23 protein-coding genes are annotated in these 26,358 nt (G+C 67.7%); 11 read left to right on the top strand and 12 right to left on the bottom strand.

Annotated elements, in window-relative coordinates; all coding sequences use genetic code 11:
- Positions 1 to 15: 15 nt before the first annotated feature.
- The 3 genes from AC1DDH_RS19100 to AC1DDH_RS19090 all read left to right on the top strand — a co-directional run bounded on the left by AC1DDH_RS19100 (position 16) and on the right by AC1DDH_RS19090 (position 2,570).
- Entirely contained in the window at positions 16 to 579 is a 564-nt protein-coding gene (locus AC1DDH_RS19100; RefSeq protein WP_018775397.1) for an NAD(P)H-dependent oxidoreductase, read from the top strand.
- A 163-nt stretch (positions 580 to 742) separates the two neighbouring features.
- Entirely contained in the window at positions 743 to 2,035 is a 1,293-nt protein-coding gene (locus AC1DDH_RS19095; protein ID WP_476956073.1) for an aminotransferase-like domain-containing protein, read from the top strand.
- Positions 2,036 to 2,141: 106 nt separating this feature from the next.
- Positions 2,142 to 2,570: a universal stress protein gene (locus AC1DDH_RS19090; RefSeq protein ID WP_223914942.1), complete on the top strand. Its 429-nt coding sequence runs from the start codon at positions 2,142 to 2,144 to the stop codon at positions 2,568 to 2,570.
- Positions 2,571 to 2,574: 4 nt separating this feature from the next.
- On the opposite strand, the gene AC1DDH_RS19085 is transcribed toward AC1DDH_RS19090, so the two are convergent.
- Entirely contained in the window at positions 2,575 to 4,218 is a 1,644-nt protein-coding gene (locus tag AC1DDH_RS19085; protein WP_476956072.1) for an AMP-binding protein, read from the bottom strand.
- A gap of 256 nt (positions 4,219 to 4,474) precedes the next feature.
- On the opposite strand from AC1DDH_RS19085, the gene AC1DDH_RS19080 reads away from it, so the two are divergent.
- Positions 4,475 to 4,813, top strand: coding sequence for a hypothetical protein (locus tag AC1DDH_RS19080; RefSeq protein WP_476851437.1), 339 nt, complete (start codon positions 4,475 to 4,477; stop codon positions 4,811 to 4,813).
- 116 nt (positions 4,814 to 4,929) lie between these two features.
- Here the strand turns inward: AC1DDH_RS19080 and AC1DDH_RS19075 are convergent, their stop codons facing one another.
- From AC1DDH_RS19075 to AC1DDH_RS19060, 4 genes are all read right to left on the bottom strand, one after another.
- Positions 4,930 to 6,471: a dihydrolipoamide acetyltransferase family protein gene (locus tag AC1DDH_RS19075; RefSeq protein WP_476888041.1), complete on the bottom strand. Its 1,542-nt coding sequence runs from the start codon at positions 6,469 to 6,471 to the stop codon at positions 4,930 to 4,932.
- Positions 6,472 to 6,480: 9 nt separating this feature from the next.
- Positions 6,481 to 7,461: an alpha-ketoacid dehydrogenase subunit beta gene (locus AC1DDH_RS19070; protein ID WP_090582226.1), complete on the bottom strand. Its 981-nt coding sequence runs from the start codon at positions 7,459 to 7,461 to the stop codon at positions 6,481 to 6,483.
- On the bottom strand, positions 7,461 to 8,726 hold the full coding sequence (gene pdhA, locus AC1DDH_RS19065) for a pyruvate dehydrogenase (acetyl-transferring) E1 component subunit alpha (RefSeq protein WP_476888040.1): 1,266 nt from the start codon (positions 8,724 to 8,726) through the stop codon (positions 7,461 to 7,463). The genes AC1DDH_RS19070 and pdhA overlap by 1 nt, the downstream gene beginning before the upstream one ends.
- A 147-nt stretch (positions 8,727 to 8,873) precedes the next feature.
- Positions 8,874 to 9,992: a histidinol-phosphate transaminase gene (locus AC1DDH_RS19060; RefSeq protein WP_476888039.1), complete on the bottom strand. Its 1,119-nt coding sequence runs from the start codon at positions 9,990 to 9,992 to the stop codon at positions 8,874 to 8,876.
- A 128-nt stretch (positions 9,993 to 10,120) separates the two neighbouring features.
- Here AC1DDH_RS19060 and AC1DDH_RS19055 point away from each other — a divergent pair, with 128 nt between their 5' ends.
- Entirely contained in the window at positions 10,121 to 10,507 is a 387-nt protein-coding gene (locus AC1DDH_RS19055) for a phage holin family protein (protein WP_028277592.1), read from the top strand.
- On the opposite strand, the gene AC1DDH_RS19050 is transcribed toward AC1DDH_RS19055, so the two are convergent.
- The gene (locus tag AC1DDH_RS19050; RefSeq protein WP_476888038.1) at positions 10,458 to 11,912 is read right to left on the bottom strand and encodes a hypothetical protein; all 1,455 of its coding nucleotides are present in this window, start codon (positions 11,910 to 11,912) and stop codon (positions 10,458 to 10,460) included. The genes AC1DDH_RS19055 and AC1DDH_RS19050 overlap by 50 nt on opposite strands.
- A complete protein-coding gene (locus tag AC1DDH_RS19045) occupies positions 11,912 to 12,226 on the bottom strand; it encodes a hypothetical protein (protein WP_476888037.1) in 315 nt (104 codons plus the stop codon). Before AC1DDH_RS19045 ends, AC1DDH_RS19050 begins: the two co-directional genes overlap by 1 nt.
- A gap of 271 nt (positions 12,227 to 12,497) precedes the next feature.
- Between AC1DDH_RS19045 and purB the strand changes: the two genes are divergently transcribed.
- From purB to AC1DDH_RS19020, 5 genes are all read left to right on the top strand, one after another.
- Positions 12,498 to 13,940 carry an adenylosuccinate lyase gene (gene purB / locus AC1DDH_RS19040; protein WP_476888036.1) on the top strand — a complete coding sequence of 481 codons (1,443 nt, stop codon included), beginning with the start codon at positions 12,498 to 12,500 and terminating at the stop codon, positions 13,938 to 13,940.
- Positions 13,937 to 14,608 (top strand): histidine phosphatase family protein, encoded by a 672-nt coding sequence (locus AC1DDH_RS19035; RefSeq protein ID WP_476872278.1) that lies wholly within the window; start codon positions 13,937 to 13,939, stop codon positions 14,606 to 14,608. The genes purB and AC1DDH_RS19035 overlap by 4 nt, the downstream gene beginning before the upstream one ends.
- A gap of 156 nt (positions 14,609 to 14,764) precedes the next feature.
- Entirely contained in the window at positions 14,765 to 19,621 is a 4,857-nt protein-coding gene (locus tag AC1DDH_RS19030; RefSeq protein WP_476956071.1) for an NAD-glutamate dehydrogenase, read from the top strand.
- A gap of 160 nt (positions 19,622 to 19,781) precedes the next feature.
- Complete coding sequence (locus AC1DDH_RS19025; protein WP_043436378.1) at positions 19,782 to 20,285, top strand: GNAT family N-acetyltransferase; 504 nt, start codon at positions 19,782 to 19,784, stop codon at positions 20,283 to 20,285.
- A gap of 70 nt (positions 20,286 to 20,355) precedes the next feature.
- Positions 20,356 to 20,790: an acyl-CoA thioesterase gene (locus tag AC1DDH_RS19020; protein ID WP_079555099.1), complete on the top strand. Its 435-nt coding sequence runs from the start codon at positions 20,356 to 20,358 to the stop codon at positions 20,788 to 20,790.
- Here AC1DDH_RS19020 and AC1DDH_RS19015 read toward each other — a convergent pair.
- The 4 genes from AC1DDH_RS19015 to AC1DDH_RS19000 all read right to left on the bottom strand — a co-directional run bounded on the left by AC1DDH_RS19015 (position 20,729) and on the right by AC1DDH_RS19000 (position 24,391).
- Positions 20,729 to 21,781, bottom strand: a complete 1,053-nt coding sequence (locus AC1DDH_RS19015) for an FAD-dependent monooxygenase (protein ID WP_476956082.1) — start codon at positions 21,779 to 21,781, stop codon at positions 20,729 to 20,731. The two genes, AC1DDH_RS19020 and AC1DDH_RS19015, sit on opposite strands and share 62 nt — an antisense overlap.
- Positions 21,782 to 21,825: 44 nt before the next feature.
- Positions 21,826 to 22,218, bottom strand: coding sequence for a nuclear transport factor 2 family protein (locus tag AC1DDH_RS19010; RefSeq protein WP_230008143.1), 393 nt, complete (start codon positions 22,216 to 22,218; stop codon positions 21,826 to 21,828).
- Between the two features lie 109 nt (positions 22,219 to 22,327).
- Entirely contained in the window at positions 22,328 to 23,518 is a 1,191-nt protein-coding gene (locus AC1DDH_RS19005) for a 4-hydroxybenzoate 3-monooxygenase (RefSeq protein WP_476956070.1), read from the bottom strand.
- Positions 23,519 to 23,611: 93 nt separating this feature from the next.
- A complete protein-coding gene (locus AC1DDH_RS19000; RefSeq protein ID WP_476874192.1) occupies positions 23,612 to 24,391 on the bottom strand; it encodes an IclR family transcriptional regulator in 780 nt (259 codons plus the stop codon).
- A 133-nt stretch (positions 24,392 to 24,524) separates the two neighbouring features.
- On the opposite strand from AC1DDH_RS19000, the gene AC1DDH_RS18995 reads away from it, so the two are divergent.
- Entirely contained in the window at positions 24,525 to 25,841 is a 1,317-nt protein-coding gene (locus AC1DDH_RS18995) for an MFS transporter (RefSeq protein WP_476956069.1), read from the top strand.
- Positions 25,842 to 25,854: 13 nt separating this feature from the next.
- On the opposite strand, the gene AC1DDH_RS18990 is transcribed toward AC1DDH_RS18995, so the two are convergent.
- On the bottom strand, positions 25,855 to 26,358 hold a 504-nt coding region (locus AC1DDH_RS18990), incomplete at its 5' end, for an integrase core domain-containing protein (RefSeq protein ID WP_476956068.1).

Raw genomic sequence — 26,358 nt, 5'->3', positions numbered from 1 at the left:
TGCACAGGAGTACACATGTCCAAGAAGACCATCCTCACTCTCGTCGGCAGCCTTCGCGCCGGCTCCACCAACCTGCAGCTGGCCGAGGCCATCGCGCTCAACGCCCCGGAACAGGTGGACGTGGTTATTCACGAGAGCCTGGGCAACATCCCCTTCTACAACGAGGACATCGACGTCGAAGGCCAGGTGCCCGCGGCCGCCGCCGCCCTGCGGGCCGCCGCCAACGAGGCCGACACCATCCTGCTGGTCACGCCGGAGCATAACGGCACCGTCCCGGCATCGCTGAAGAACGCCATCGACTGGCTGTCCCGCCCCTTCGGTGCAGGCGCCCTGTCCGGCAAGCCCACCGCGGTTGTCGGAACCGCCTTTGGCCAGTTCGGCGGCGTATGGGCCCAGGACGAGGCCCGCAAGGCCGTCGGCATCGCCGGCGCCCAGGTCCTCGAAAACGTCAAGCTGGCAGTCCCAGGCTCGATGGTCCGCTTCGCCGAGGTTCACCCCAAGGACGACGCCGAAGTTGTCGAGCAGATCAAGGGCGTGTTCGACGCGCTGGCCGAGGCTCCCGCTGCGGAAGCGGCGTAAGCTTCCGAACCCCGCACTCCGCTCCAGATACCTCCCGGGCCCCCGGCAGCACACGGCTGCCGGGGGCCTCGGGCCGCCCGGAGCAGCCCGGTCGCTTTCGGCCCGGGCATGATTTGGAAACAATCGTTTCCCCCAAGACAACACGGGTAGTATCCTTGGGTTTGTGACCCACGAAACACTTGATGCCGCCGCAGCAGTACTTCCGGCCGAGGCCATTGACGCAATCGAACGTGCGGCTACGTCCGCCCACCGCCACGAGATCCTGTTCTCGGAGCGCGCAGCAAATATCAAGCAGTCGGCGGTCCGGGATGTTTTCGACATCTCGATGCGCCCCGGCCTCGTCTCCCTCGCCGGGGGCAGCCCCTACCTGCAGTCCCTGCCGCTGGAACGCCTGGGCCAGACCGCCGCGAAGATCATCGCCGAGCAGGGGATGACCGCCCTGCAGTACGGCGGCGGCCAAGGCACTGAAGAGCTCCGCATCCAGATCTGCGAGGTCATGGCGGCAGAGGGGATCCTGGACGCCGACCCCGCGAACATCGTCATCACGGCCGGCTCGCAGTCCGCGCAGGATGTGGCCACCAAGGTTTTCTGCAATCCGGGCGACGTGGTCCTCGTCGAGGACCCCACCTATGTCGGGGCCCTCAACACCTTCGAGGCCTACCAGGTGGAGGTCGAAACGGTGCCGATGGACGGTGACGGCATCGTCCCTGATCTGCTGGAGGCAAAGATCGCCGCCCTCCAGACCGCGGGCAAGAACGTCAAGTTCCTCTACACCATTCCCAGCTTCAACAACCCGTCCGGCATCACCCTGTCCGCGGAACGCCGGCCATCCGTGGTGGATATATGCCGTCGCGCGAATATTCTGGTGCTGGAGGACAACCCCTACGGCCTGCTCCGCTTCGACGGCAAGCCGCTCACCCCCCTGCGGGCGGCCAACCCGGATGACGTCATCTACATGGGGTCCTTTTCCAAGATCTTCGCCCCGGGCCTGCGGATCGGCTGGGCCCTGGTCCCGGCCCACCTGCAGCGCAGGTACTACCTGGCGTCGGAGGCCGTCACCCTGTGCCCGCCGACGCTGAACCAGATGCTGGTGTCGGCCTATCTGCGCGACTACGACTGGCGCGGCCAGATCGAGACGTACCGGGGGCTGTACCAGGAACGTTGCGAGGCAATGCTGGCCGCCTTGGCCGACTACATGCCGGAGGGACTGACCTGGACGCGCCCCGAGGGCGGCTTCTTCGTGTGGGTTACGCTGCCCGACGGCGTGGATACTTACCCGCTACTGAGGAAGGCCATCGACGCCGGCGTCGTCTTCATTCCGGGAGCGGCCTTCACAAACTCGGACGACCCGTCGAACAAGATCCGGCTGGCGTTCAGCGCGGTGCCGCCCGAATCGATCCGCGAGGGTGTGCGGCGGCTCGCGCCGGTCCTGCGGGAAGCCCTGGCCGCCCTGTAGCGTGAACACCGGCAGGATCCATGCGGGGCCTCGACTGGGGCGCGCTGGGGCCAGTTGATCGGCCAGGCACACTAAACAGCATTACTCGTTGAAAGAGGAGCGGTCCATGACCGGAATAATCGTTGTCGGCGTCGACGGCAGTGAAACTGCACTGCGGGCGGCGCACACCGCGCGCGACCTCGCAGTTTCCGTGGGGGCGACACTTCATGTGGTCAGCGCCTTTGACAGCGACAAGACACAGGTCTTCGGCAGCGGCAGTGACCAGTGGATCGTTTCCGACGCCGGCAACGCGGAAACGGTTGCGCGCTCGGTCGCGGAAGGCCTGCGCCGCCCGGACATCACCGTCACGTACGCCGCCGCGCGGGGCAAGCCGGCCGAGGCCCTGATCCGGGAAGCCGAACGGACGAGTGCCTTGATGATCGTGGTCGGCAACCGGCGCATGAGCGGAATCGGCCGGGTCTTGGGGAGCGTTGCGAACAGCGTGGCCCACAACGCCCCCTGTGACGTCTACATCGCCAAGACCGACGCCGACTGAGGCGCTACTGCTGCTTCGGTGCCGCTGCCGGCACGGCGGCTTGGCCGGTGTCTGAGCCTGCAGACCCAAGCATCCGCCGCAGGATCTTTCCTGAGGCGGATTTCGGCACGGCGTCGATGAACTCAACCTGTCGGACTTTCTTGAACGGCGCCACCCGGGCCGCCACGAAGTCCATGACGCCCGCCAGGTCCAAGGCATCGCCGTCCGCGCCCGGCTGGCGGACCACGAACGCCTTGGGCACTTCCTGGCCGTCGGCGTCGAGGGAGCCGACCACCGCGGAGTCGGCGATGCCGGGGTGGGTGAGGAGCAGCGCCTCCAGTTCCGCCGGGGCGATCTGGTAGCCGTTGTACTTGATCAGTTCCTTGAGCCGGTCCACGACCGTCACCACCCCGTCCGCCCGCACCGTGGCGATGTCCCCGGTGCGCAGGAAGCCGTCCGCGTCCAGGGTGTCCGCGGTTTCCTGCGGCCGGTTGAGGTAGCCGAGCATCACATTCGGCCCGCGGCACAACAGGTGCCCCGGCGCGCTGGTCCCTTCCGCGGGAACCGGGATCTCCTCCCCCGTGGCCGGGTCCACGAGGCGGCACTGCATGTTCGGCACCGTATACCCCACGGAACTGACGGGGACTCTGAGCCCATCGCGGCCTCCGCGCGGAATGAGGTGCGATACCGGGCTCATCTCGGTCATGCCGTAGCCCTGCAGGACCCGGCAGCCGAGGCGTTCGGCCAGACGCTTGCCAAGTTCGCCGTCCAGCGGTGCCGCGCCGGAAAGGGTGGTGTGCACCGAGCCGAGGTCGTACTCGGCAACGAGCGGGTGCTTGGACAGCGCCACGGCCACGGGAGGTGCGATGAACAGGTAGCTGCACCGGTGGTCCTGGATGATCCGCAGGAACTCGGGCAGGTCGAACCGGGGCATGGTCACAAGCCTGGCCCGCTGGCGCAGCGCGAGGTTCAGCAGCACGGTCAGCCCGTAGATGTGGAAAAACGGGAGCAGCGCCAGGACCCGGTCTTCGGGGCCGACGTCGAGCAGACCCCTGGCCTGTTCCACGTTGGCGACGAGGTTGCGGTGGCTGAGCATGACCCCCTTCGGCCGGCCGGTGGTGCCGGAGGAGTAGGGCAGCACGGCCACATGCGTGGCGGGATCGAACGAGACGCGGGGGGCCGGTGCGCCCATGGCGAGCAAGTCGGCCAGCGAGGGGTGGCCGTCGGCGCCGTCGAGCACCACGAGCCGTGAGGCAGGGATCCCGGTCCTTTCGGCGGCCTCCCGGGCGGCCGGCAGCAGCGCCGATACGGTGAAGAGCCAGTCCGCGCCGGCGTCGGTGAGCTGGGTGGCGATCTCGTCGGCCGTGTACAGGGCGTTGATGGTGGTGACCGTTGCGCCTGCCCGGAGCAGGCCGTGGAAGACGGTCGCAAAGGCGGGGACGTTGGGACACAGGATGGCGGCCACGCCGTGCACGCCCAGGCCCTGGGCGGCGACGGCACCGGCGAGGGCGTCGATCTGCCCGCGCAGCGCCCGGTAGGTGGTCTCCGCACCGCTGGCGCCATCGACGACGGCGACCCGGTCCAGGTCCTCCTCTGCCAGAGCGCCGAAGAGATAGTCGTAAATGCCGAGGTTGGGAACATCGACGTCGGGGTACGGGCTTGAAAACACGCAACATCTCCTTTGATCCGCTTCCGCCCGGGCTGTCGGCGGCTGGTGCCACTCTAGTGCCGGGCGTAGCCGCGGGACAGGAGGGCGCGGACTTGGCTGTGTCCGGTCGTGGCCGTGTCCGGACTTGATGAGGATCACCCTTTGTCGTGGGCAGCCTCACCGCCCAGCGGGCCGCCCGGCGCGGACCGGCTCAGTAAAATGGGAGGTGCCCTGCGATGGTGCGGACGTCCGAGAACCCACCTACCAAGGGAGCCCCATGATCACTCTTCAGCGCCGCCAGCTGGTTGGCCACGACATCCTGCTGGCCCGGCACGGCAACCACATCAGCGCCATGCGCGTGGACCGCGGTGCCGGTCGCGTTGTCGCGTTCCTGGACGACGGATCGACGGACAGCGCACCCAACCTGATTGCCCCGGGACTGCGCATGCCCGACACCTTGCGCAGCGTGTTCCGGGAGGACTGGAAGTTCCTGACGGGAATCAGCGCGTGCTGCGCGGGGCTCGCGGGCCTGATGTTTGCCGCCTCGGCCGCCCTCGCCGGCATGAGCGGCGATCCCGCGCTGGTCCAGATCCTGACCGCATACTCGGGAAACTGAGCGGCCCGGGCCAGGCTGGCCACTGAGAAACCCCAACACTGAGAAACCCCGCCGCTGAAAGGTTCAGCGGCGGGGTTCTGCGGTTTCGCGGCCGGTTTCGTGGCCGGTTTCGCCGGCTAGTCCAGCAGCAGGGCCGGCTCTTCCAGGATGGCGGCGACGTCGGCCATGAAGCGGGCCGAAAGGTCGCCGTCCACCACGCGGTGGTCGAAGGAGCCGCCGAGGGTGGTGATCCAACGCGGAATGACTTCGCCGTCCAGGACCCAAGGCTTTTGCTTGATGGTGCCGAACGCCACGATGGCGACCTCGCCAGGGTTGATGATCGGCGTTCCGGTGTCGATCCCGAGGGCGCCGATGTTGGTCACGGTGAGCGTGCCGCCGCGCATCTGGGCAGGCTGGGTCTTGCCGGCCCGCGCCGTCGTGGCGAGCTCGTTCAGGGCCAGGGCCAGTTGCTTGAGCGAGAGGTCCTGGGCGTTCTTGATGTTCGGCACCATCAGCCCGCGGGGCGTGGCGGCCGCGATGCCCAGGTTCATGAAGTGCTTGACGTGGATCTCCGCGGAATCGCTGCCGTCCGGGTTGTCCACCCACGTTGCGTTGACACTCGGGTTTCGCGCCGCGGCCCAAATGACCGCCTTGGCCAGGATCAGCAGCGGGGAGACCTTGATGCCTTCGAAGTCGCGGGAGGCCTTGAGGCGTTTGACGAATTCCATGGTGCGGCTGGCATCGACGTCGACAAAGATGCTGACGTGCGGCGCGGCAAACGCGGATTCGACCATGGCCTTCGCGGTGGCTTTGCGGACTCCCTTGACCGGGATCCGCTCGATCCGCTGGTCCTGCGGGCGGCCGGACTTGCCCCAGAACGAGTCCGCCTTGTCCACCTCGGCGTCCCGCTGGGCCTGGTAGCTCACCAGGTCCTCGCGGGTCACTTCACCGCGGGCGCCGGTAGGCACGACATCGGCCAGGTTGATCCCGAGGTCCCGGGCGATCTTGCGGACCGGCGGCTTGGCCAGCACCTTGCCGACCAGGCCGCTGATGGCACCGCCGAAGGTGGGGCGCGCCTCAACGGAGCCGGCGGGGCCCGTGGCCGCGTCGGCAGGGCGGCTGGCCGCGTCCGGGTTGATCCATATGTCGTGGGCCTCCACCCCCACCTGCTCCACCACCGGGGCGGCAGCGCCGGTGGCTGCCGCGGCGGACGGGGCGTCGTGGCCGGCTGCCGCAGGGGCGGAAATCCGCCGCCGGCGCTTGACGGCGTCGGCCTTGGGACCGGAGCCCACGAGCGGCCCGCCGGCCGGGCGCCCGGCTGGTTCGCCGGCGTCGGAGTCATCAGCCGGAAGCGTGCCGTACATGGGCGCGGCGGCAGCCTGCTCCTGGGCTACAGGCGCCGGGGCGGGTGCCGCGGCGGCCGGCGCCGGGGCGTCGATGGCGTCGCTCACGCTGATGATCGGCGTGCCGACATCCACCGTGACTCCCTCGGGCACCAGCAGTTCGGTGACGGTCCCGGCGAAGGGTGAGGGCAGTTCCACCAGGGATTTGGCCGTCTCGATCTCGCACAGGACGTCGTTGACGGCCACGGTATCGCCGGCCTTGACCTTCCAGGCGACGATTTCGGCCTCTGTCAGCCCTTCGCCGACGTCGGGAAGGTTGAACTTGTTGAGCGTCATGGGTCCTCGTCAGTACGCCAGGGCGCGGTCGAGCGCCTCAAGGATGCGGTCGATGTCCGGCAGGTAGTCTTCTTCGACCTTGGCCACGGGATAGGGCATGTGGAATCCCCCGACGCGGATGACGGGGGCCTCCAGTGAATGGAACGCCCGCTCACTGATCCGCGCGGCGATTTCGCCGCCGATGCCGCCGAATGTGGGGGCCTCGTGGGCCACGATCAGCCGGCCGGTTTTCCGGACCGAGGCCGTGACGGTGTCGAAGTCGATCGGCGAGATGGAACGGAGGTCGATCACCTCGACGCTGTGGCCGTCCTCGGCGGCGGCCTCGGCCGCTGCGAGGGCCACGGGCACCAGCGGGCCGTAGACGACGACGGTCGCGTCGGTGCCCTCGCGGAGCACATGCGCCTTGAAGGGGTCAGCGGACGCGCCCGGGGTCTCGGTGTCGACCTCGCCCTTGAGCCAGTAGCGGCGCTTGGGCTCGAAGACGATCACGGGATCCTGGCAGTCGACGGCCTGCTGGATCATCCAGTAGGCATCGTGCGGATTGGAGGGGGTGATGATGCGCAGCCCGGCCGTGTGGGCGAACAGTGCCTCCGGCGATTCGGAGTGGTGTTCAATGGAGCCGATGCCGCCGCCGTACGGGATCCGGATGACGACGGGAACGGTCAGGTTGCCGTTGCTGCGCGAGTGCATCTTGGCCAGCTGGGTGGTGATCTGGTTGAACCCCGGGAACACGAAACCGTCGAACTGGATCTCGCAGACCGGCTGGTAGCCGCGCAGGGAGAGGCCGATGGCGGTGCCGATAATGCCGGATTCGGCCAGCGGGGTATCGACCACGCGGTCGGCGCCGAATTCGGCGATCAGCCCGTCGGTGACCCGGTAGACGCCGCCAAGGGCCCCGATGTCCTCGCCCATCAGCAGCGAGCGGGGGTTGTTGTTCAACGTGGCCCGCAGACCCTCATTGATGGCTTTCGCAATGGTCATGGTGGTCATCAGCGGGCCGCCCTGTCTGTCTCGGCTGTGCGTGCCTCATCGGCGGACACCTCATCGGCGAACCCTGCGCTGTATTCCTCGAACCAGGCCAGTTCCTCGGCCACCAGCGGGTGGGCCTCCACATAGGTGTTGGCGAAGGCGGTCCGGATGTCCGGGGTTTCGAGGTCGTGGGTGGTCTTGCGGACATAGGCGGCGAGCTCGTCGCCGTCGGCCTTGACCTGCTCGAAGAAGCTGTCATCCGCGAGGCCCTGGGCCCGGAGATACTTCTCCAGCCGGGCCAGCGGGTCCTTGGCACGCCAGAGGCTTTCTTCGGCGGATGCGCGGTATTTGGTGGGGTCATCGGCCGTGGTGTGCGCCCCGACCCGGTAGGTGAACGCCTCGATGAGTACGGGCCCATGGCCCTCGCGGGCCCGCTCCAGCGCCCATTCCGTGACGGCGTGGACGGCGATCACGTCATTGCCGTCCACCCTGATACCGGGGAAGCCGTAGCCTTTGGCGCGGTTGGCGAGCGGGATGCGGGTCTGCACGGAGCTTGGCACGGAGATGGCCCAGTGGTTGTTCTGGCAGAAGAAGACCACGGGCGCCTGGTAGGAAGCGGCGAACACCATGGATTCATGGACGTCCCCTTCGGAGCTGGCGCCGTCGCCGAAATACACCATGACGGCGGCGTTCGGCTCCACGGCCTGTCCCGCCTCACCGCTGGCGACGGCGTTGGCGGCCGCCAGTTTCTGGTCCCGCTGGATGCCCATGGCGTACCCGACGGCGTGCGGGGTCTGGGCGGCCAGGACCAGCGTGTAGAGGTGGAAGTTCGTGTCTTTCGGGTTCCAGCCGCCGTTGGAGACGCCCCGGAACTGGCGCAGCAGCTCGGCCAGGTCCACGTTTCGCGTCAGGGCCACGCCGTGCTCGCGGTAGGTGGGGAAGATGTAGTCCTGCGGCTGGCTGGCCCGTCCGGAGCCGATCTGGGCGGCTTCCTGTCCGGTGAGCGGGACCCACAGGGCCAGCTGGCCCTGCCGCTGCAGGGCGGTGGCCTCCACGTCGAAGCGGCGGATCTTGGCCATATCCGCGTAGAAGCCGCGCAGGGTGCCCGGGTCCAGCTTCTCGGCGTATTTTGAGAAAACCGGGTCCGAGCCCAGGGTGCCGTCCGGGTCCAGCAACTGCACCATCGGCTCGGCCGGGGCACCCAGTTGGGCCTCGGCCTCCGCTTCGAGCTGGTCATCCATCCCGGTTCCGTCGAACTCGGTAGAGGGCAGATGTGTGGCGCCCATACCGTCTCCTTGCTTGCCGCATCCGAATGCGCCGCAATCGCTGGGATATATGCCGGACCAGGAATACATTCCAGGTCCGGCATATATTTTGGCTTACTGGTCCTTACTTTATCCGCACGGGGCGGCCTGAGCGCGCAGTGTTAAGCGCTAGGAACGCCGCGGCGGTTTTGTATAGATCGCACAGAGCTCCAGGAAACGGGTGTTGGCTTCCGTTTCGCCGATGCTGACCCGGACGCCCTCGTTGCCGAAGGCCCGTACGGACAGCGCCCGTTCCGCCGCCAGGGCGGCAAATTCCGCGCTGTTTTCGCCCAGATTGAGCCAGACAAAGTTGCCCTGGGCCTCCGGGACGAACCACCCGAGCTCACGCAGTCCCGCCGTGACCCGGTCCCGTTCGTCCACCAGTCTTTGTACCCTTTCTACAACATCGGCGAAGTGCTCGAGCGACGTCACGGCCGCCGTTTCCGCGATCTGGGACACGGCGAAGGGGGTGGCACTGACGCGCAGGTGCTGCGTCAGTTCGGGCCTGGAGACGCTGTAGCCCACACGGAGTCCGGCGAGGCCGTGCGCTTTTGAGAAGGTCCGCAGGACGACGACGTTGGGGTACTTGCGGTACATGGCGATGCCGTCCACGGCGTCGCCGGCGCGCACGAATTCCTGGTAGGCCTCGTCAATGACCACCACGACGTCGGCCGGAACGGCCTGGATGAAGCGCTCCGTTTCCTCGGCCGTCAGGATGGGTCCGGTGGGGTTGTTGGGCGTGCACAGCAGGATCATCCGGGTCCGCGCACTCACTGCGGCGGCCATGGCGTCCAGGTCATGCCGCCCGTCGGATGTCAGCGGGATCCGGACGCTCTCGGCGCCGGCCAGTCCGACGCAGATCGGGTAGGCCTCGAACGAGCGCCAGGCGTAGATGACCTCGTCGGCCTTGCCGTCGTCGTTCTGGCCGGCGAAGGTGGTCAGCAGCTGGTTCAGGGCGCCCAGGCTGCCGGCGCCCGTGACGATGTCCTCGGCGGGAACATCCAGGAAGCGGGCGAGCGCTTCACGCAGCCTGCTGCTGAGCGGATCGGGGTAGCGGTTGAAATCGGTCTGCGCCGCGATGGCCTGCTGCACTGCAGGGATCGGGGGCAACGGGTTCTCGTTGGAGGACAACTTGTAGCTGGTCAGGCCTTCCACGGGAACGGGGGGTTTTCCAGCCGCGTAGCGGGGGAGGAGGTCTACCACCGGACGGGGCCTGATGCCCCCGGCCGGATTCTCTGATGAAGTCATGCCAACTAGCCTACTTCGGGTCGCTGCCGCAGTTGCGGGAGCCGATTGCTGTCCGTAGGGGATAACCGTTGCTGACATGGGGAATATGGTCCCTGCCGTCGCCGCCGGGCGTATGACAGCATGGGGCCATGCGCTCAATCATCGTACGAGTCATCATCAACGGACTGGCCCTTGCAATCGCCTGCTGGATCCTCACCGGGCTGGATATTTCCACCCAGAGTGACGGCACCATCAGCATCATCTTGGGCTACCTGTTCATCGGATTGATCTTCGGTCTGGTCAATGCCTTCGTCAAGCCCATTGTCAGCCTCCTCTCGCTGCCGATCACGATCCTCACCCTGGGCCTGTTCACCGTGGTCATCAACGCCGCGATGCTCTACTTGACCTCCTGGATCAGCAGCTACACCACTGTGCACTTCACCATCGACTCGTTCTTCTGGACTGCCGTGTTCGCCGCCATCATCATCAGTCTGGTGTCCCTCGTGGCGAGCTTCCTTCCTGCCCTCGATCGTTAGAAGCGCCCGTGCCGCGCGGCGTGCCCGAAGAGGTTGCGGGCGTTGCCCGCGGTTCCGGCCGGGCCTCGCGCCGGAGCGAGAACCTGGTCACCGACGCCGCCCCGCCGGTCCCCACCACTGCGGCCAGTGCCGCGGTGGAGTCCTGCAGGGTGTTGTCCCGGCTCGCGGAGACGAGCGCGGCCCCGTCAGCGTAATTCTCCAACCGGTGCCCGGGACCCAGGCCGAAATCCTGTGGCGGCGGCACCGCCAGCGGGTTGGTGAGGGTCACGGTCACCCTGTCCCTGGTGTCCGGGTTCGCCAGTCCGTCCGCCCCCGGCACCCAGTCCTGCTCATGTTCGAGGTGCAGGCTGCGGATCCCCGGCGCGGGGCTGATCCCGCCCACCGGCGAGCCCGCGGTCAGCACGAACTTGAGGTCGTACTCGGCCAGGACAGCACGGTCCTTGCTGAGATTCATCGCGTGGATCCCGCCCTGGCTGTAGCCGACGGCCACGAGCTGATCGCCGGCCTCGGCCCCGGCCTGCCGCAACGCCTCCCTGATGGCCTGCGCCGTCGACGCCGAGTCATAGCCCAGGGCCTCGGCGATTCCGGCGGGGTCAAAGGGGTTGGTTCCTTCCGGCAGGGCGCCCTGCTGGGTTCCGGGGATGATCACCACCCACGCTGGCCGGGAACCGCCGTCGACCTCGATAACCTCGATCCGGCCGCCTTGCTCTCCCACTGCCCCGGCCCGCCGCAGCAGCCCGGCCGGTGAGAGGTCGACGTCGGCCGTAAACGTCTCCCGGCCCACGATGCTGACGGGGCGGGGCTTGAGGAACACAAGCCCCGGCGCTTCCGAGGCGTCCCGCACCAGGCGGCGGACGTCAGCGGGCCCGGCCAGGGCGCTGGCCACGGCGGCCAAAGGCCAGGGCAGGCCAAGCAGCACGGCGAGATTCCGGGGCGCCATGGCGACCCAGCCTTCAACAGTGCCGCGCACCCCGGGCAGGGCGAAGGGCTCCGGTGCTGCGCCGTACTCGGAGCCGTGCAGTCCCATGCGCAGCAGCAGGGCATTCCGGGCTTCGGCGTATTCGTATTCGCGGTGACTGGCGCGGACGTCGTCGCCGATCCGCTGAAGCTGGGACCGGACGCGTCCGACCTCCCGGCCGGCCTCCCCCACAGCGATGATGGCGTTGCTGCCGCTGGTGTAGGAGTCGGACTGGTAGGGAAAGAGTGCCTGCCGGACGGTGTCGGCCTCCGCCTCAACCATTTGCAGCTGCCGCACCAGCCCGTCCAGTGCCGCGGCACCCGCCAGCAGCTCCTCAAACTGGAAGCTCACCCCGCCGATTCCGCCCCGGATGAGCAGGCTGCCGTCGCGCGGCGGCGCGGAAACCCCGGGGCCGCCGCCGGAGCCCGCCGGACTCGACTCGGCCATCAGGGTCCCATCTGGTCCGTGGGCTGCGCCACGTTCCGGGCATGCCGGAGCACCACGGCAACAGCATCGAGCAGCGCATCCCGGCTTCGGTGCAGCGCCGCCGCGTGCAGGGACAAGGCCACACGGTAGGCGCGGCCGGCCGGTGACTGCCACGACTGCAGCTCAAGGCGGGCGAGGGCGGCGAGCACCGCATCAGCCTCATCGGCGCACCGCGCAACGCGCGCAGCAAACTGCTGGACTTCATAACTGCGCGAAGCGCACTCAAGGGCGTCGGCGGCCGTCACGCCAAGAACCGCCATATCCTGCACCGCCATGTCCTGCACCGCCACACTGCCCGCCGGTCCCGGTGCTATCCCGTTGACCGGCCTCATCCCGGCCTCACCCCGGCCTCATCCCAGTGACCTGCCTCATCCAGCTGCCCATGAACCGACGCTAGCGGGGCGGCCTGTGCCCGCTGAAGAGAGCCGCCCGGCTATGTGGACAACGTCCGGACCGCCATGCGCTGCCAGCCGGCAATGTCATCCGGCAATGTCATAAGGACGGGGGCGCTTAAGGCCCGGCGGCACTTCGTGAAAGAATCGCCATATGCCTGAAACTGCCGCCACAGCTGATACCCGCACGCCGTCCGGACGCCTGGCCCTCGCCGCGTCCGACCACCAGATCGCGCTCGGCCCGCTGGATGGCCGCTACCAGTCCGCCGTCGCGCCGCTGGTCGACTACCTTTCCGAGGCTGCCCTGAACCGCGACCGCGTGGCTGTGGAGGTCGAGTGGCTGATCCACCTGACCGGCAACAGCGTCCTGCCCGGGGCCGGACCGCTCACGGCGGAACAACAGGAGCAACTGCGTGCGATCGTCACGGAGTTCGACGCCGCCTCCGTCACCGAACTCGCCGAGATCGAGGCCGTTACGGTCCACGATGTCAAGGCCGTGGAGTACTACATCGGCCGCCGCCTGCCCGGCATCGGAATCGATCACCTGACCGCCATGGTGCACTTCGGCTGCACCTCGGAAGACATCAACAACCTCTCCTACGCCCTGGGCATCAAGGGGGCCGTGGAGGACGTGTGGCTGCCTGCGGCCCGCGCCCTCGTCGGCCAGATCAGCGCCATGGCCGGGGAAAACCGCGCCGTGCCGATGCTCTCCCGCACCCACGGCCAGCCCGCCACGCCCACCACGCTGGGCAAGGAACTGGCAGTCATCGCGCACCGGCTCAACCGGCAGCTGGACCGGATCGCCCGCACCGAATACCTCGGCAAGATCAACGGCGCCACCGGCACCTACGCCGCCCACGTCGCGTCCGTCCCGGGCGCCGACTGGGAGCACGTCGCCAAGGGCTTCGTCGAAGGCCTCGGCCTGACCTGGAACCCGCTGACCACGCAGATCGAAAGCCATGACTGGCAGGCCGAACTCTATGCCGACGTCGCGCGTTTCAACCGCATCCTGCACAACGTCTGCACCGACATCTGGAGCTACATCTCGATCGGGTACTTTGTGCAGATCCCGGTGGCAGGCGCCACGGGCTCCTCAACCATGCCGCACAAGGTGAACCCGATCCGTTTCGAAAACGCCGAGGCCAACCTCGAGATCTCCTCCGGCCTGCTGGACGTCCTCGGCTCCACCCTGGTCACCTCCCGCTGGCAGCGCGATCTCACCGACTCCTCCTCGCAGCGCAACATCGGTGTGGCGTTCGGCCACTCGCTGCTCGCCATCTCGAACGTTGCCAAGGGCCTGGACCGGCTCAAGGTTGCCGAGGACGTGCTGGCCGCGGACCTGGACACCAACTGGGAAGTCCTCGGCGAGGCCATCCAGATGGTCATGCGCGCCGAGGCCATCGCCGGCGTCGACGGCATGGAAAACCCGTACGAGCGGCTCAAGGACCTGACCCGCGGACAGCGCGTGGATGCCGCCCGGATGCAGGAATTCGTTCAGAGCCTCGGCCTGTCCGCCGACGCCGAAGCCCGCCTGCTGGCGCTGACCCCGGGCAAGTACACGGGCATCGCGGACCAGCTGGTGGACCACCTCAAATGAGGCTTCTGCTCATCCGGCACGGCCAGACGCCCGGCAATGTGCTGGGCCAGCTGGACACGGCGCACCCGGGGCCCGGGCTGACCGAACTCGGCGAGCGTCAGGCCGAGACGTTGTCCCGCGCCTTGGCGAACGAGCGGATCCTTGCCCTGTACGCCTCCACCCTGGTTCGGACGCAGATCACAGCGGCACCGCTCGCCCGGGTGCACGGGCTGGAAACCGAGGTGCTGGAGGGCCTTCACGAGATCGAGGCCGGGTCGCTGGAAAAGCGCACGGACCACGAATCGCACAAGCAGTACATCGGCACCATTTTTTCGTGGGCGGACGGCGAGCTGGACCGCCGGATGCCTGCCGGTCCCAGCGGCCGGGACTTCTTTGAGCGTTACGACGCCGCGATCGCCAAAATAGCGGGACGGACAAACGGGGCGGGGGGCTCAGGATCCGTGGCCGTGGTCAGCCACGGCGCAGCCATCCGGGTGTGGGCCGGCCTGCGGGCGGACAACATCGAACCGGACTTTGCCATCAGGCACGTGCTGGACAACACCGGAATCGTGGCGCTGGAAGGCGATCCCGCCAACGGCTGGGAACTCATCCACTGGGACGACAGTCCCGTGGGCGGACTGGTACTGGCGGATCCGACGGCGGAGGATCCCACCGGCCGTCCGGCGTAGCGGGCCGGTCCGTCCCCGGCGGGCGTACAGGCCGTCCCGGCGGGGCGTACCGGGTCTGGACTGCTCACGGGAACGCGGCGATGATGAAGACAGGCGTGGGGACAGGATGGTCGGCCGCGGCATGCGGTTGAGCCCGCGCAGTGGAGGCGCAGGGGCATGTCACGCAAATCGGTACACCCGGGGCATGCGCCCGGCCACGTTTTCCCCGGCTTCGATGACCAGTTCCTCGCGGCGTACTACGAGCACGCTGCGCCGGAGGACCTCCAAGGCTACAGTCCAGAAAACCTGGAGCAGCGCTCCAGGCACCATGCGGAACTAGCGGACGGCCGTCCGGCAGGCACGGCGGCCGTCGACATCCTGAACGAAAGCGACGCCAGCGTCCTGCTGGTGGTTGCCGACGCCATTCCGCACCTGATCCATTCGCTTACTGCGGAGCTGGCCCGCCAAAACGAGTCCATCCGGTTACTGGTGCATCCCAATTTCCTGGTGCGGCGGGATCCGCGGACTGATCGGTTGATGGAAGTACGGCATGGGTCCTCGCAGTCCGGACCGACGGGCCCAATTGCCGGCGTCCCGGGTGCCGCGGCGGCCGGCACCGTCCAGGTCCCGCCGGGGTGGAGATCAGAAACGTGGGTGGCGGCAGAGATAGGCCGCATGCCGGGGTCACGGGCCATCGCGGAGCTCACCGCCAACGTGCGGCGTGTCCTCGCGGACGTCCAGTTGGTCGCGGATGACACCCCAGCCATCCACGCCCGTCTCGCCCGCACCATCAACTCCCTGGACCTGCTGCCCGCCGGCACGGTTCCGGCTCCGGAGCAGCTCGGTGAGCTTCTGGGCTGGCTGGACCGCGGCAACTTCATGTTTCTGGGATACAGCGAATATGAATACTCGACGGCGGAGGGCCCGGATGTTGTGTCGTTGCTGCCCGGCGCGGGGCTGGGCCTGCTCAGGGACGGGCGGCCGGAGGCCCGCCAGCCTGTTACGGGGCTGCCCCATTCGCAGGTCCTCACCATCTCCATTTCGGATCTGAGATCCTCCGTCCCCCGCCCGGCTTACTTGGATGAAATCCTCGTCCGGACCTTCGGCAGCGCCGGGGAGGCCACGGGAGAAGTCAGGTTTGTGGGCCTTTTCGCCCCGGGTGCCACGGGCCGGTCCGTGCGGCGCATCCCGGTCATCCGGGACAAGGTACGCGCCATCCAGGAGCGCTTCGGCTTTACCGAGGCCTCCCACCCTGGCAAACAGCTCCTCACCGTCCTCGAGTCCTTCCCCCTGGACGAGCTGTTCCACCGGGACCTGGATGAACTTTCCGGGCTTGCCCGAGAGATTCTGCGCCTGCAGGCCCACCACCAGACACGGGTGTTCCTGCGCGCTGACAGCTACGGGCGCTTCATGACCGCGCTGGTGTTCCTCCCCCGGCCCAGGTACAGCACGGCCGTCCGCCTCCGGATTGAACACGAGCTTAAACAGGCTTTCTGGTCCTCCTCGCTCGAGTTCGAAGTCAGGCTTAGTGAATCCCCGATGGCCCGCGTGTTCTTCCGGATACTGTTGCCCGCCGGCGGGATGCCCGACGTCGATCCCGCTGAAGTGGAGCGGAGCGTTGTCAGCGCAACGCGGACGTGGGCCCAGGGCCTGGACGAAGCGCTCCGTGACAGGTTGCCGTCGGCGGAGGCCAGCCGGTTGTCGGCGCTGTGGTCCGCCGCCTTCCCGGCCAGCTACCGGGCTGATTTCGAGGTCGAGGACGCGGTCGAGGACATCAATACGTTCGAGCGGTTCGATCTCGACGGCACGGGCGGGCGACCGCTGAACGATCCTCAGCTGGCCGTTTATGTCCGCACCGACGCCTCCCCGACGCTGGCCGAAGACGCACGGATCCGGCTTTACCTGACCACCGCCCACAGCCTGACGCGGATCCTGCCGTTCTTCCACAACCTCGGACTGGAGGTGCTGAACCAACGGCCCTTCGATGTGGTGCGCGGGAGGGACCGGGCCTTGTTCCTCTATGACCTTGGCGTCCGCTACCCGGCCGGCGTGGATCCGTCCCGCACCAGCGGGCTGCTGGGGGATGCCTTCGGAGCTGCCATGCGTGGGGACTCAGAATCGGACCGCTTTGACGGCCTCGTCCTCCGGGAGGGCATCGAATGGCGCCAGGCGGCAATCCTGCGCAGCTATGCCAAGTACCTGCAGCAATTGGGCACAACGACCTCCTACGGCTTCATGGCCGATACGCTGCTGGTCAATGTCCGGGCTACCCACGCGCTCCTGGCATTGTTCAGGGCCAAGTTCGATCCCGAGCTGGAGGCGGCACGCCGGTTCGGGGACACCGACGCGGCTCGGAGGGATCTGCTGGCCGCGATCGACGACATTCCCGTCCTCGACGCCGACCGGCTGTTGCGCACCTTCATGAACCTGGTGGAATCCACGCTCCGCACTAACTACTTCCAGGCGAAGCCCCACCTGAGTTTCAAACTGAACCCTTCCGCGATCGCGGGTGCCCCGCTTCCCCGTCCCAAATATGAAATCTGGGTGTACTCGCCCCGCGTGGAAGGCGTCCACCTGCGCTTCGGGGCACTGGCCCGGGGCGGGCTGCGCTGGTCCGACCGGAGCGAGGATTTCCGCACCGAGGTCCTTGGCCTGGTCAAGGCGCAGAACGTGAAGAACTCGGTGATAGTGCCAACCGGCGCCAAGGGCGGTTTCTATCCCAAACAGTTGCCGGACCCGGCCATGGACCGCGACGCCTGGCTGACGGAGGGCCTGGAATGCTACCGGACCTTCGTCCGCGGGCTGCTGGACATCACCGACAACCTGGTCACCACCGCCCACGGCGAAACAGTGGTGCCTCCGGCGCGAGTGGTGCGGCACGACGTCGACGACTATTACCTCGTGGTGGCGGCGGACAAGGGAACAGCGTCATTTTCCGACGCTGCGAACGCGGTGGCAGCGGAGTACGGCTTCTGGCTGGGCGATGCCTTCGCGTCCGGCGGGACCGTGGGCTATGACCATAAGCAGATGGGCATCACGGCCCGCGGGGCCTGGGAATCGGTGAAACAGCATTTCCGCGAACTCGGGATGGACTGCCAGGCAGAGGACTTCACAGTTGCCGGCATCGGCGATATGGGCGGCGACGTCTTTGGGAACGGGATGCTCCTCTCCCGCCACATCCGGCTGGTGGCGGCTTTCGATCACCGCCACATCTTTCTTGACCCGGCGCCGGATGCGGGGGCCTCGTTCGAGGAACGGCGGCGGCTCTTTGCCCTCCCCCGCTCATCTTGGGCGGACTACGATCCAGCACTGATCAGCGGGGGCGGTGGTGTCCATTCCCGCCGGGCCAAGTCCATCGGCATCACTGAACAGGTCAGGAGCTCTCTGGGCCTGGAGCCGGGCACCGTGTCCCTGCCGCCACACGCTCTGCTTCAGGCCATCCTCCGGGCGCCCGTGGACCTGCTGTACAACGGCGGCATCGGAACTTACATCAAGGCCTCATCAGAGGCCAACACCGGGGTTGGCGACAAGGCGAACGACCCCGTCAGGGTCAATGGCAATGAGGTGCGGGCGAAGATCATCGCCGAGGGCGGGAACCTCGGAATCACGCAGCTCGGACGGATCGAGGCCGCCCTGGCAGGCGTCCTGCTCAATACCGACGCCATCGATAATTCAGCCGGCGTGGACTGCTCGGATCATGAAGTAAACATCAAGATCTTCGTGGACCGGATGATCGCGGCGGGAAAGATGCCGTCGCCGGAACGCGCCGGCTTCCTGCATTCCCTCGCGGACGAGGTGGCCCGCCTTGTGCTGGCGAACAACGCGGACCAGAATGTCCTGCTCTTCAACGACCGGCACCTGGTGCGGGAATGGAGCCCGGGCTTCGAACGGACCATGGACTGGCTCGAGAACGCCACGGACCTTGACCGCAAGCTGGAGGGCCTGCCAAGCAACGAACAACTCAGGGAACGGCTGCGGTCAGGTGAGGGCCTGACCGCGCCGGAACTGTCGGTGCTGGCCGCCTACGCAAAGATCGAACTGGCAGCGGAGCTCAACGCCAGCGACCTTGCCGATGACCCGTGGTTCCGGCGCGTGCTCCGCGGCTATTTTCCACGCCAGCTGTCCGAACGCTTTGAAGCAGAGCTGGCGGACCACCCGCTGCGCCGCCAGATCGTGTGCACAGTGGTGGCCAACGACATGATCAATCTCGGCGGAATCACCTTCGCCTTCCGTGCCATCGAGGAAACCACTGCCACCGCCGCCGCTGTTGCCAGGGCCTTTGTGGTGGCGCGCGAGGCCTACGACCTGCCGTGGATCGTCACCCGGCTGGCCGCACTCCCCGCCGGATATCCCACCGAACACGTCGCCGAGGCGACGCTGCACATGCGCCGGATCCTCGACCGCGCCACGCGATGGTACGTGACGCATGACCATCGCGACCAGCCCGTGGCCGCGGCCTTGGACAGGATCATGCCCACCCTGGAACTGCTGCGGACCCGAACATTGGACTACCTCCGCGGCTCCGACCTGGACCGCGTGGAAGACAGACTCGCGCACTGGGCCGCCGTGGGGATGCCCCGGGAGCTGGGCCTGCGCGCCTCGGACCTGTTGGAGAGTTTCGGGTTGCTGGACATCTCCCTGATCTCCGAGCAGGTGCGCGAACCCATCCCCACTATTGCTGACCTGTACTACGCGGTGTTCCAGCGCATCGGCGCCGCGAACCTGCTGCTCAGCATCACCGACCTGCCCCGGCAGAGCCGCTGGGAGTCTCTCGCGCGGGCAGCCCTGCGCGACGATGTGTATTCCGCCGTAGCCGACATGACCGTCTCGGTAATGGCGACAACCCAGGGCCTGAATGCCACCGACGCCGGCACGTCCGATGCCGTGGAGCGCATCGTGGCCTGGGAACGCGGGCACCAGGAGCAGCTGGCACGGATCAAGGACACCTTCGCGGAAGTGACCAAACCGGGCCAAGTGGATATCGCCTCGATCTCCGTGGCGCTGAAACTCCTGCGGACACTGGTGCGCCGCTAGGCTGTGGCCGTCGCCACGTCGACCCGGAAAGTCGAGCCGGAAGCCGCAACTGCACTGCCATCCGCCCACAGTTCTCGCGACGCTTACCGGCAGGAAACACAGCCGAAACCGCTGGTGCCTAGCCTTGGACTGCATAACACTTCGGCGAATCGAGGCAGTGATGCAGACCAACCCGCGGCTCAACATCCGTCAGGTCACTTGGGCGAACCCCGTCGGAGCGGACCTGAGGGCAGCCCAGCAGGCGGAACTCGAGGCCCGCTTCGGCCGGCCCGACCACGAACCCGGCCCGCCGCCGTCGGAAGCGGACACGGCGGTGTTCCTGGTGGCGCACGACAAAGCCTCAGGCCAGCCGGTGGGCTGCGGCGGCCTTCGCATGCTGGACGCCACCACCGCTGAAATCAAACGCCTCTACGTACTGCCCTACACCCGTGGCTCAGGAGTGGCGAGCTCCATCCTCGCGGCCCTCGAAGCCCACGCCCACGCGCTGGGAATCACCACCCTGACTGCGGAGGCCGGCTCGGTGCAGACCGACGGCCGGCAGTTCTACGAGAACTCGGGCTTCGTTTCCGTGCCGAACTTTGGGCCTTATGTCGGCCTGGTTCACTCGTACTGCTACGCGAAGCCGATCGATTCGCACAGCGCCGCGCACACCGCCATGGCGTGAGGCCGCGCGCCTCCCCGGGCCGGCTGCGTCACACAACGCCGCCGGTCACGGAGTCGGCTAACCTCGCACTATGGAATCGGCCGACATCACCTTCCGTACCCGCAAATGGGTGCGGCCCGAGGACCTCAACGCCAACGGCACCCTGTTCGGCGGGAGCCTGCTGAAGTGGATCGACGAGGAGGCGGCCATCTACGCCATCCTGCAGCTGGGCAACGGCCGGGCCGTCACCAAATACATCTCCGAAATCAACTTCGTCAGCTCCGCGGTCCAGGGCGACCTGATCGAAATGGGCCTGACCGCGACCCGTTTCGGCCGGACATCGCTGACCATGCGGGCCGAAGTCCGGAACATGATCACGCGCCGCAGCATCCTCACCATTGATGAGATCGTCTTCGTGAACCTGAGCCCGTCCGGTAAGCCAGAGCCGCACGGCTATACCGAGATCACCTACGACCGGGACCGGATTCCAACGCACCATCTGACCGAGACCCTGGACCAGGACTAGCCAAGCCCAGCAGCGCGTCCCGCACAGGCTGGCCCCGCTCCGCCAGGGCCAGCCGCATCACGGCCGACGACGCCCACCGCAACGCCTGGGTGCGGAGGTGGCGCGCACGGTTGTAGGCGCCCAGGGCCTCGTCCACGGGCCGGGTGTTGAGCAGCGCCGCGAGGGTCACGGCATCGACCAGCGCCTCGCAGGCACCCCGGCCAAGGTTGGGTGTCATCGCGTGGGCGGCATCCCCGAGCAGTGCCACCCGGGCGCGGACATAGCTACCAAGCGGCGGCGTCGTCCAGATCCGCTGCACCAGGGTCGTTTCCGGTTCCGCAGCGGCCAGGACGTCGCGGATGCCCGGGGCGTAGCCTGCGTAGCGGGCGCGGGTTTCCGCCAGGACCGCGGCGACGTCGAGGCTTCCGTGTCCCGCCCCGGAGCGGAACGCCGCGTACCAGTTGGTCCCGGCCGCCGCGGGACCAATCCCGAAGAGCTGCCCGCGGCCCCAGTATTCGCCCGCGTGCCCCCGCCACAGCGATCCGGGAACCACGCCGCGGACCGCGAGGTAGCGGGTGTACCGGGCACCGGAGCGGGCACCCCAGCAGCTGCGGCGCACCGCGCTGTGGACACCGTCAGCGCCCACCACGAGGCCGGCAGGACCGGGACGGACGACGTCGAGGCGGCCGGACACCCGGCGCACGCTGGCCGGGACTGCACCGTCGAGGAGCCGGACGAGATCAACCCGGGAGACGCCGATCAGCCCCGTCGCCTGCGCTGATGTCCATGCCCTGCCGGAGGCCGCCCGGACGGTCATGCCGTCGATCACCGGGCTGGCCTCCCTGACGGCGTCCAGGATGCCCAAATCGCCGAGGGCGCGCTGGGCCGCGGGCCACATGGCCAAGGATGTCCCCACGGTCGGGAGCCCGCACCGCTGTTCTGTGACCGTGACCTCGAAACGCGCGGGATCCAGCCGGGCTGCAAGAGCCAGCCCGGCGATGCCGCCGCCGATGATGGAAACAGCCTGCGGGCGGGGCCGATCATGCGGTTGTTCGGTCAGGTCCAGAAGTCGTCTGCCTTGGCCGTGTCCTCGAAGAACTCCCGCCCTTCCGCGATCTGTCCGTCGCGAACCACGAACGTGATGACGGTAGGCATGTCCAGGGTTTTGCCGTTGGCTTCCCCGTGGGTTTGCTGGATCGCGACCGTGTGGTTTTCCCCGCCGACGATGTCCTCGACGTTGGCTTGGAAGTGACCTTGGGTGCGCGCGCCCAGTTCACCGAAGTACGCCAGAATCGCGTCGCGGCCCTGTTTGGTTCCGGATAGCACGCCGCTTCCGGCAACGTGCCAGACTGCGTCCTCCGCGAACAGGTCGCTGAGGGTCGCCATATCCCCTGCGTTGAAGGCCGTGTAACCCCGCCGGACCAGTTCAACATTCTCTTCGGTTCCCATGATCGGACACCTCTCCATCGTCCTTGTCGGGTCGTGCTGGGACGGTTCAAGGCTAGTCCTGGCCCCGGTGCCTGTCGACGGAAAATATGAGCCCCGCCGGGCCGCCGGTCTAGCGGGCCCCCGGCCAGCCGGTGTAGGCCTCCGCGAGGTAGGCGCTGCCGTGGCGGGAGGACACCACGGACTGGAGCTCGCCAAGCTGGCGGGCGCGGGAGAAATCATCGGCGCCGGCCGGGGTGTGCAGCATGGAAGTCATCCAGTAGGAGAACTGCTGGGCCTTCCACACCCTGTTCAGGGCGCGGTCGCTGTAGGCGTCCAGGAGCGCGGCGGAGCCGGTGGCGTAGAAGCTGTCGAATCCCTCGAAGAGGACCTTGACGTCATGCAGCGCCAGGTTCAGGCCCTTGGCCCCGGTGGGCGGCACCGTGTGCGCGGCGTCCCCGGCGAGGAACAGGTTGCCGTGCCGCATGGGGGCGTGGACAAAGCTGCGGAATTTCAGGACCGTCTTGTCGATCACGGGCCCTTCCTTGACCTCGAAGCCGTTGCCGTTGACGCGGCTGCGGAAGGCGTCCCAGATGCGGTCCTCATCCCAGTTGTTGACGTCCTCGTTGGGGTCGCACTGGAAGTACATCCGCTGGACCGTCTCCGTGCGCTGGCTGATCAGGGCGAAGCCGTTCTCCGAGTTGGCGTAGATCAGCTCGTCGGAGCTGCGCGGCGCCTCGGCCAGGATGCCGAACCAGGCGAAGGGGTACTCGTGGAAGTACCACTTGCGGTGCGCCTCGGGAATCTGGAACCGGCAGTGGCTGCGCGAGCCGTCCGCGCCGGCGATGAAGTTGGCCTGGAGCTCGTACTCGACGCCGTCCGCGCCCGTGAACCAGACCTTGGGCTTGGCTTCGATGTCGTGGATGGTGGTGTCCGTGACGCCGTAGCGGACATCGCCGCCGTCGGCCTTCCGGCGTCCGGCGAGGTCCAGGAACACGTCCGTTTGCGGGTACAGCCACACCGACTCCCCGACGAGGTCCTGGAAGTCGATCCGGTGGCTTTCGCCGTTGAAACGCAGTTCGATTCCGTCGTGCCGGTCGCCGTCACGCAGCACGCGGTCGGAGACACCGCTGTCGACGAGCATGTTGACCGAGCCGTGCTCAAGGATGCCGGCACGGACCGTCTCGGAGATCTCCTGGTGGCTGCGGATCTCCAGGACGGTGGATTCGATGCCGGCCTTGGCCAGCAGGTGGGACAGCATGAGTCCGGCCGGGCCGGCCCCGATGATGGCTACCTGGGTGGTGATGACTTTTCGCTGTGCCATGTGCGTCTCGCTTCGTTGCGGGGTCCGGGCGGTCGGGGCCGGGGCCGTTTTCGTCTTCCGGCTAACAGTGTGCTCCCCCGGGGGTGATGCACGTTACATGGATTCCGCTGAATGGAATACGGGATTCTCGCGGGGTTCTCCCAGCCGCCGCCCGATCCCCCGCGCCGCCGTCTGGAGGGCGGGAACAAGCGCCTGCAGGCGCACCTCGCGAAGGGGAACAACGACGCCGAGGGCCGCCACAGCGTGCTTCCTGCGGTCCAGCACCGGAACCGCGATCCCCCACGTGTCAGGGTCCACGACGCCGGCCAGCTGGGCATAGCCCCGATGGGCGGCCTCGCCAAGGAGGGCGCGGAGATCCTCCAGGGCCAGCCGGCCGGCCGGATCACTGAATCCCTCGAGGTACTCGGCCTGGACGGGGCGGGGCTGGTTGGCCATGAGCACCAGCCCGGCGGAGGACACGTGCACGGGCATCCGCCCGGCCACCTGCGCCCGGTTGGCGACGGAGCCGCGGCGGGACAGCCGCTCCACAAAGAGCGCTTCCCGCCCGTCCAGCACGGCGAGGTTCACGTTTTGATGCAGCACCTGCTGGATGTCTTCCATGAACGGCAGGGCTGCCTGGCGGAGTTCGAGCGTGGGGGAATTGCGGTTGGCGAGCTCCCAGAGCCGCAGGCCCAGGCTGACGGAGCCGCCGGGGCCGACGTCGAGCAGGCCATGCCCGGCCAACTGCCGCACGAGCCTGTGCGCGGTGGTCAGGGGGAGCTCCGCCCTCGCGGCAAGCTCCGAGAGCGGCAGCGCCGTGACGCCTTCAGGGAACGCGGCAATCAACCGCAGGACCCGGTCCACCACCGAGTCGCCGGAGTTCGAGTTGGCCACCATATCCCTTCCGTTGAATGGTTTTAAGTGTCCCATGCAACACGGCCCGGTGATACAACTCTCACAATGGAAAGAGGCCCCGCGAACACCGGCCGGGGCACGGAATCACCTAAACACTAGCGCTGAGGTAACAATGTCAACGTCGTCATTGGACAAGTCGTCGTCATCGGGAGAGAAATCACGGTGGCCCGTGTGGCTCTGCTGGCTGGCCATGGTGCTGGACGGCTTTGACCTGGTGGTGCTCGGCACGGTCATCCCGACCCTCATCAAGTCTCAGGAACTTGGCTTCGACGCCGTTGGGGCGACGTTCGCGGCAACCGTCTCCCTGGTGGGTGTGGGGCTCGGCGCGCTCTTCATCGCCCCGCTCTCGGACCGCTTTGGCCGGCGGAACCTGCTGGTGGCCTGCGTGGCGTGGTTCTCCCTCTTTACGATCGCCGTCGTCTTCGCACCCAACGTGGCGTGGTTCAGCACGTTCCGGCTGCTGGCGGGCCTCGGCCTGGGCGCCTGCCTGCCCGCCGCGCTGGCGTACATGAACGACTACGCACCCGCCGGAACGGCCGGAAAGTCCACCACCCGGACCATGACCGGGTACCACGTCGGCGCCGTGGCCACCGCGTTCCTGGCCCTCATGGTCATTCCAAGCTGGCGGACCATGTTCGTGGCCGGCGGCCTGGCCGGCTTCGCCCTGGTCCCCTTCCTGTGGTTCAAGCTTCCGGAGACCCTCCCGCCGGTCCACCACATCCCCGCGGCCGCCAAGTCCCCGGCCGGCGCCTCCCCGGCCGGCAGCCAGGCCCGCGCGCAGGCCGCGGCCGCGCCCGCGGAAGAACGCGCCAGCTTCCGGGATTTGGGCCGAAAGCCCTACCCGCTGATAGCAGCCGGTGTGGCCGTGGCGTCCTTCATGGGGTTGCTGCTGGTCTACGGCCTGAACACCTGGCTGCCGCAGCTCATGGCCTCCGCCGGTTACAGCCTGAACGCCGGCCTCGCCTTGCTCCTGGTCCTGAACGTGGGCGCCGTTGTGGGCCTGCTGATCGCCGGCGTCCTGGCCGACCGGCACGGGACCAAGAAGATCGTCCTGCTCTGGTTTGGCCTCTCCGCCGTGTTCCTGGCCGCGCTCAGCATCCAGATCCAGAACGAAGTGGTGCTCTATGCCGCCGTCTTCGTCACCGGCGTGTTCGTCTTCAGCTCCCAGGTTCTGGTCTACGCCTGGGTCACCCAGCTCTTCCCCGTCCGCCTGCGCGGCACCGCCCTGGGCTTCGCCGCCGGCGTGGGCCGGCTGGGGGCAATTATGGGCCCGGCCGTCACCGGCGCGCTGGTGGCCGCCGGCATCGCCTACCCGTGGGGCTTCTATGTTTTCGCCGCCGCCGCGGTCCTGGCGGTCCTCGCCCTCGCCTTCGTCCCGCAGACCGTCCCGGCAGTGCCCCGCGCCGGCGCCAGCGTCGGGCACTCGTAGCCGTCAGGCGCGCCTAGGTGTACTGCCCAGGGAGGTTGGTTAAGCGGCTGATGGGCGGCTGGCCTCCGATTGCGGTGTGGGGCCTATGGTGATTGTAGTGGTGCAGCCATGCCGGGAGGGCGTTTCTGCGGGCTGATTCCGTGGCGTAGAAGCGCCTGAAGGCCCATCCGTCGGCGAGGGTGCGGTGGAAGCGTTCGATCTTGCCGTTGGTCTGCGGCCGGTAGGGGCGGGTCTTCTTGGCCTTGATGTTCATTTCACGGCAGGTGTCCCGCCAGAGGTGCGATTTGTAGGCCGAACCGTTGTCGGAGAGGACCCGCTCAACGGTGACGCCGCGGGCGGCAAACCACGACACTGCACGCCTGAGCACTCCGACTGCGGTGGCCGCTGTTTCATCGCCGTGGATCTCTGCGTAGGCGACCCGGGAGTGGTCGTCGATGACGGTGTGGACATAGGCGGTCCCGATCAGTGGCCCGCGGTGTCTGCTGCGCGCCTTGTCCGGGGTTCCTGCCCGGTTCCG

It is taken from the genome of Arthrobacter sp. 10T425 (assembly GCF_056393985.1).
This window is presented reverse-complemented; position numbering and strand designations above follow the sequence as displayed.

What these genes read in the sequence shown, in the direction of transcription:
- AC1DDH_RS19100 (WP_018775397.1), top strand. Translation starts at nt 16, where the DNA reads ATGTCCAAGAAGACCATCCTCACTCTCGTCGGCAGCCTTCGCGCCGGC.
- AC1DDH_RS19090 (WP_223914942.1), top strand. Translation starts at nt 2,142, where the DNA reads ATGACCGGAATAATCGTTGTCGGCGTCGACGGCAGTGAAACTGCACTG.
- AC1DDH_RS19080 (WP_476851437.1), top strand. Translation starts at nt 4,475, where the DNA reads ATGATCACTCTTCAGCGCCGCCAGCTGGTTGGCCACGACATCCTGCTG.
- AC1DDH_RS19075 (WP_476888041.1), bottom strand. Translation starts at nt 6,471, where the DNA reads ATGACGCTCAACAAGTTCAACCTTCCCGACGTCGGCGAAGGGCTGACA.
- AC1DDH_RS19070 (WP_090582226.1), bottom strand. Translation starts at nt 7,461, where the DNA reads ATGACCACCATGACCATTGCGAAAGCCATCAATGAGGGTCTGCGGGCC.
- pdhA (WP_476888040.1), bottom strand. Translation starts at nt 8,726, where the DNA reads ATGGGCGCCACACATCTGCCCTCTACCGAGTTCGACGGAACCGGGATG.
- AC1DDH_RS19060 (WP_476888039.1), bottom strand. Translation starts at nt 9,992, where the DNA reads ATGACTTCATCAGAGAATCCGGCCGGGGGCATCAGGCCCCGTCCGGTG.
- AC1DDH_RS19055 (WP_028277592.1), top strand. Translation starts at nt 10,121, where the DNA reads ATGCGCTCAATCATCGTACGAGTCATCATCAACGGACTGGCCCTTGCA.
- AC1DDH_RS19050 (WP_476888038.1), bottom strand. Translation starts at nt 11,912, where the DNA reads ATGGCCGAGTCGAGTCCGGCGGGCTCCGGCGGCGGCCCCGGGGTTTCC.
- AC1DDH_RS19045 (WP_476888037.1), bottom strand. Translation starts at nt 12,226, where the DNA reads ATGGCGGTGCAGGATATGGCGGTTCTTGGCGTGACGGCCGCCGACGCC.
- purB (WP_476888036.1), top strand. Translation starts at nt 12,498, where the DNA reads ATGCCTGAAACTGCCGCCACAGCTGATACCCGCACGCCGTCCGGACGC.
- AC1DDH_RS19035 (WP_476872278.1), top strand. Translation starts at nt 13,937, where the DNA reads ATGAGGCTTCTGCTCATCCGGCACGGCCAGACGCCCGGCAATGTGCTG.
- AC1DDH_RS19030 (WP_476956071.1), top strand. Translation starts at nt 14,765, where the DNA reads ATGTCACGCAAATCGGTACACCCGGGGCATGCGCCCGGCCACGTTTTC.
- AC1DDH_RS19025 (WP_043436378.1), top strand. Translation starts at nt 19,782, where the DNA reads ATGCAGACCAACCCGCGGCTCAACATCCGTCAGGTCACTTGGGCGAAC.
- AC1DDH_RS19020 (WP_079555099.1), top strand. Translation starts at nt 20,356, where the DNA reads ATGGAATCGGCCGACATCACCTTCCGTACCCGCAAATGGGTGCGGCCC.
- AC1DDH_RS19010 (WP_230008143.1), bottom strand. Translation starts at nt 22,218, where the DNA reads ATGGGAACCGAAGAGAATGTTGAACTGGTCCGGCGGGGTTACACGGCC.
- AC1DDH_RS19005 (WP_476956070.1), bottom strand. Translation starts at nt 23,518, where the DNA reads ATGGCACAGCGAAAAGTCATCACCACCCAGGTAGCCATCATCGGGGCC.
- AC1DDH_RS18995 (WP_476956069.1), top strand. Translation starts at nt 24,525, where the DNA reads ATGTCAACGTCGTCATTGGACAAGTCGTCGTCATCGGGAGAGAAATCA.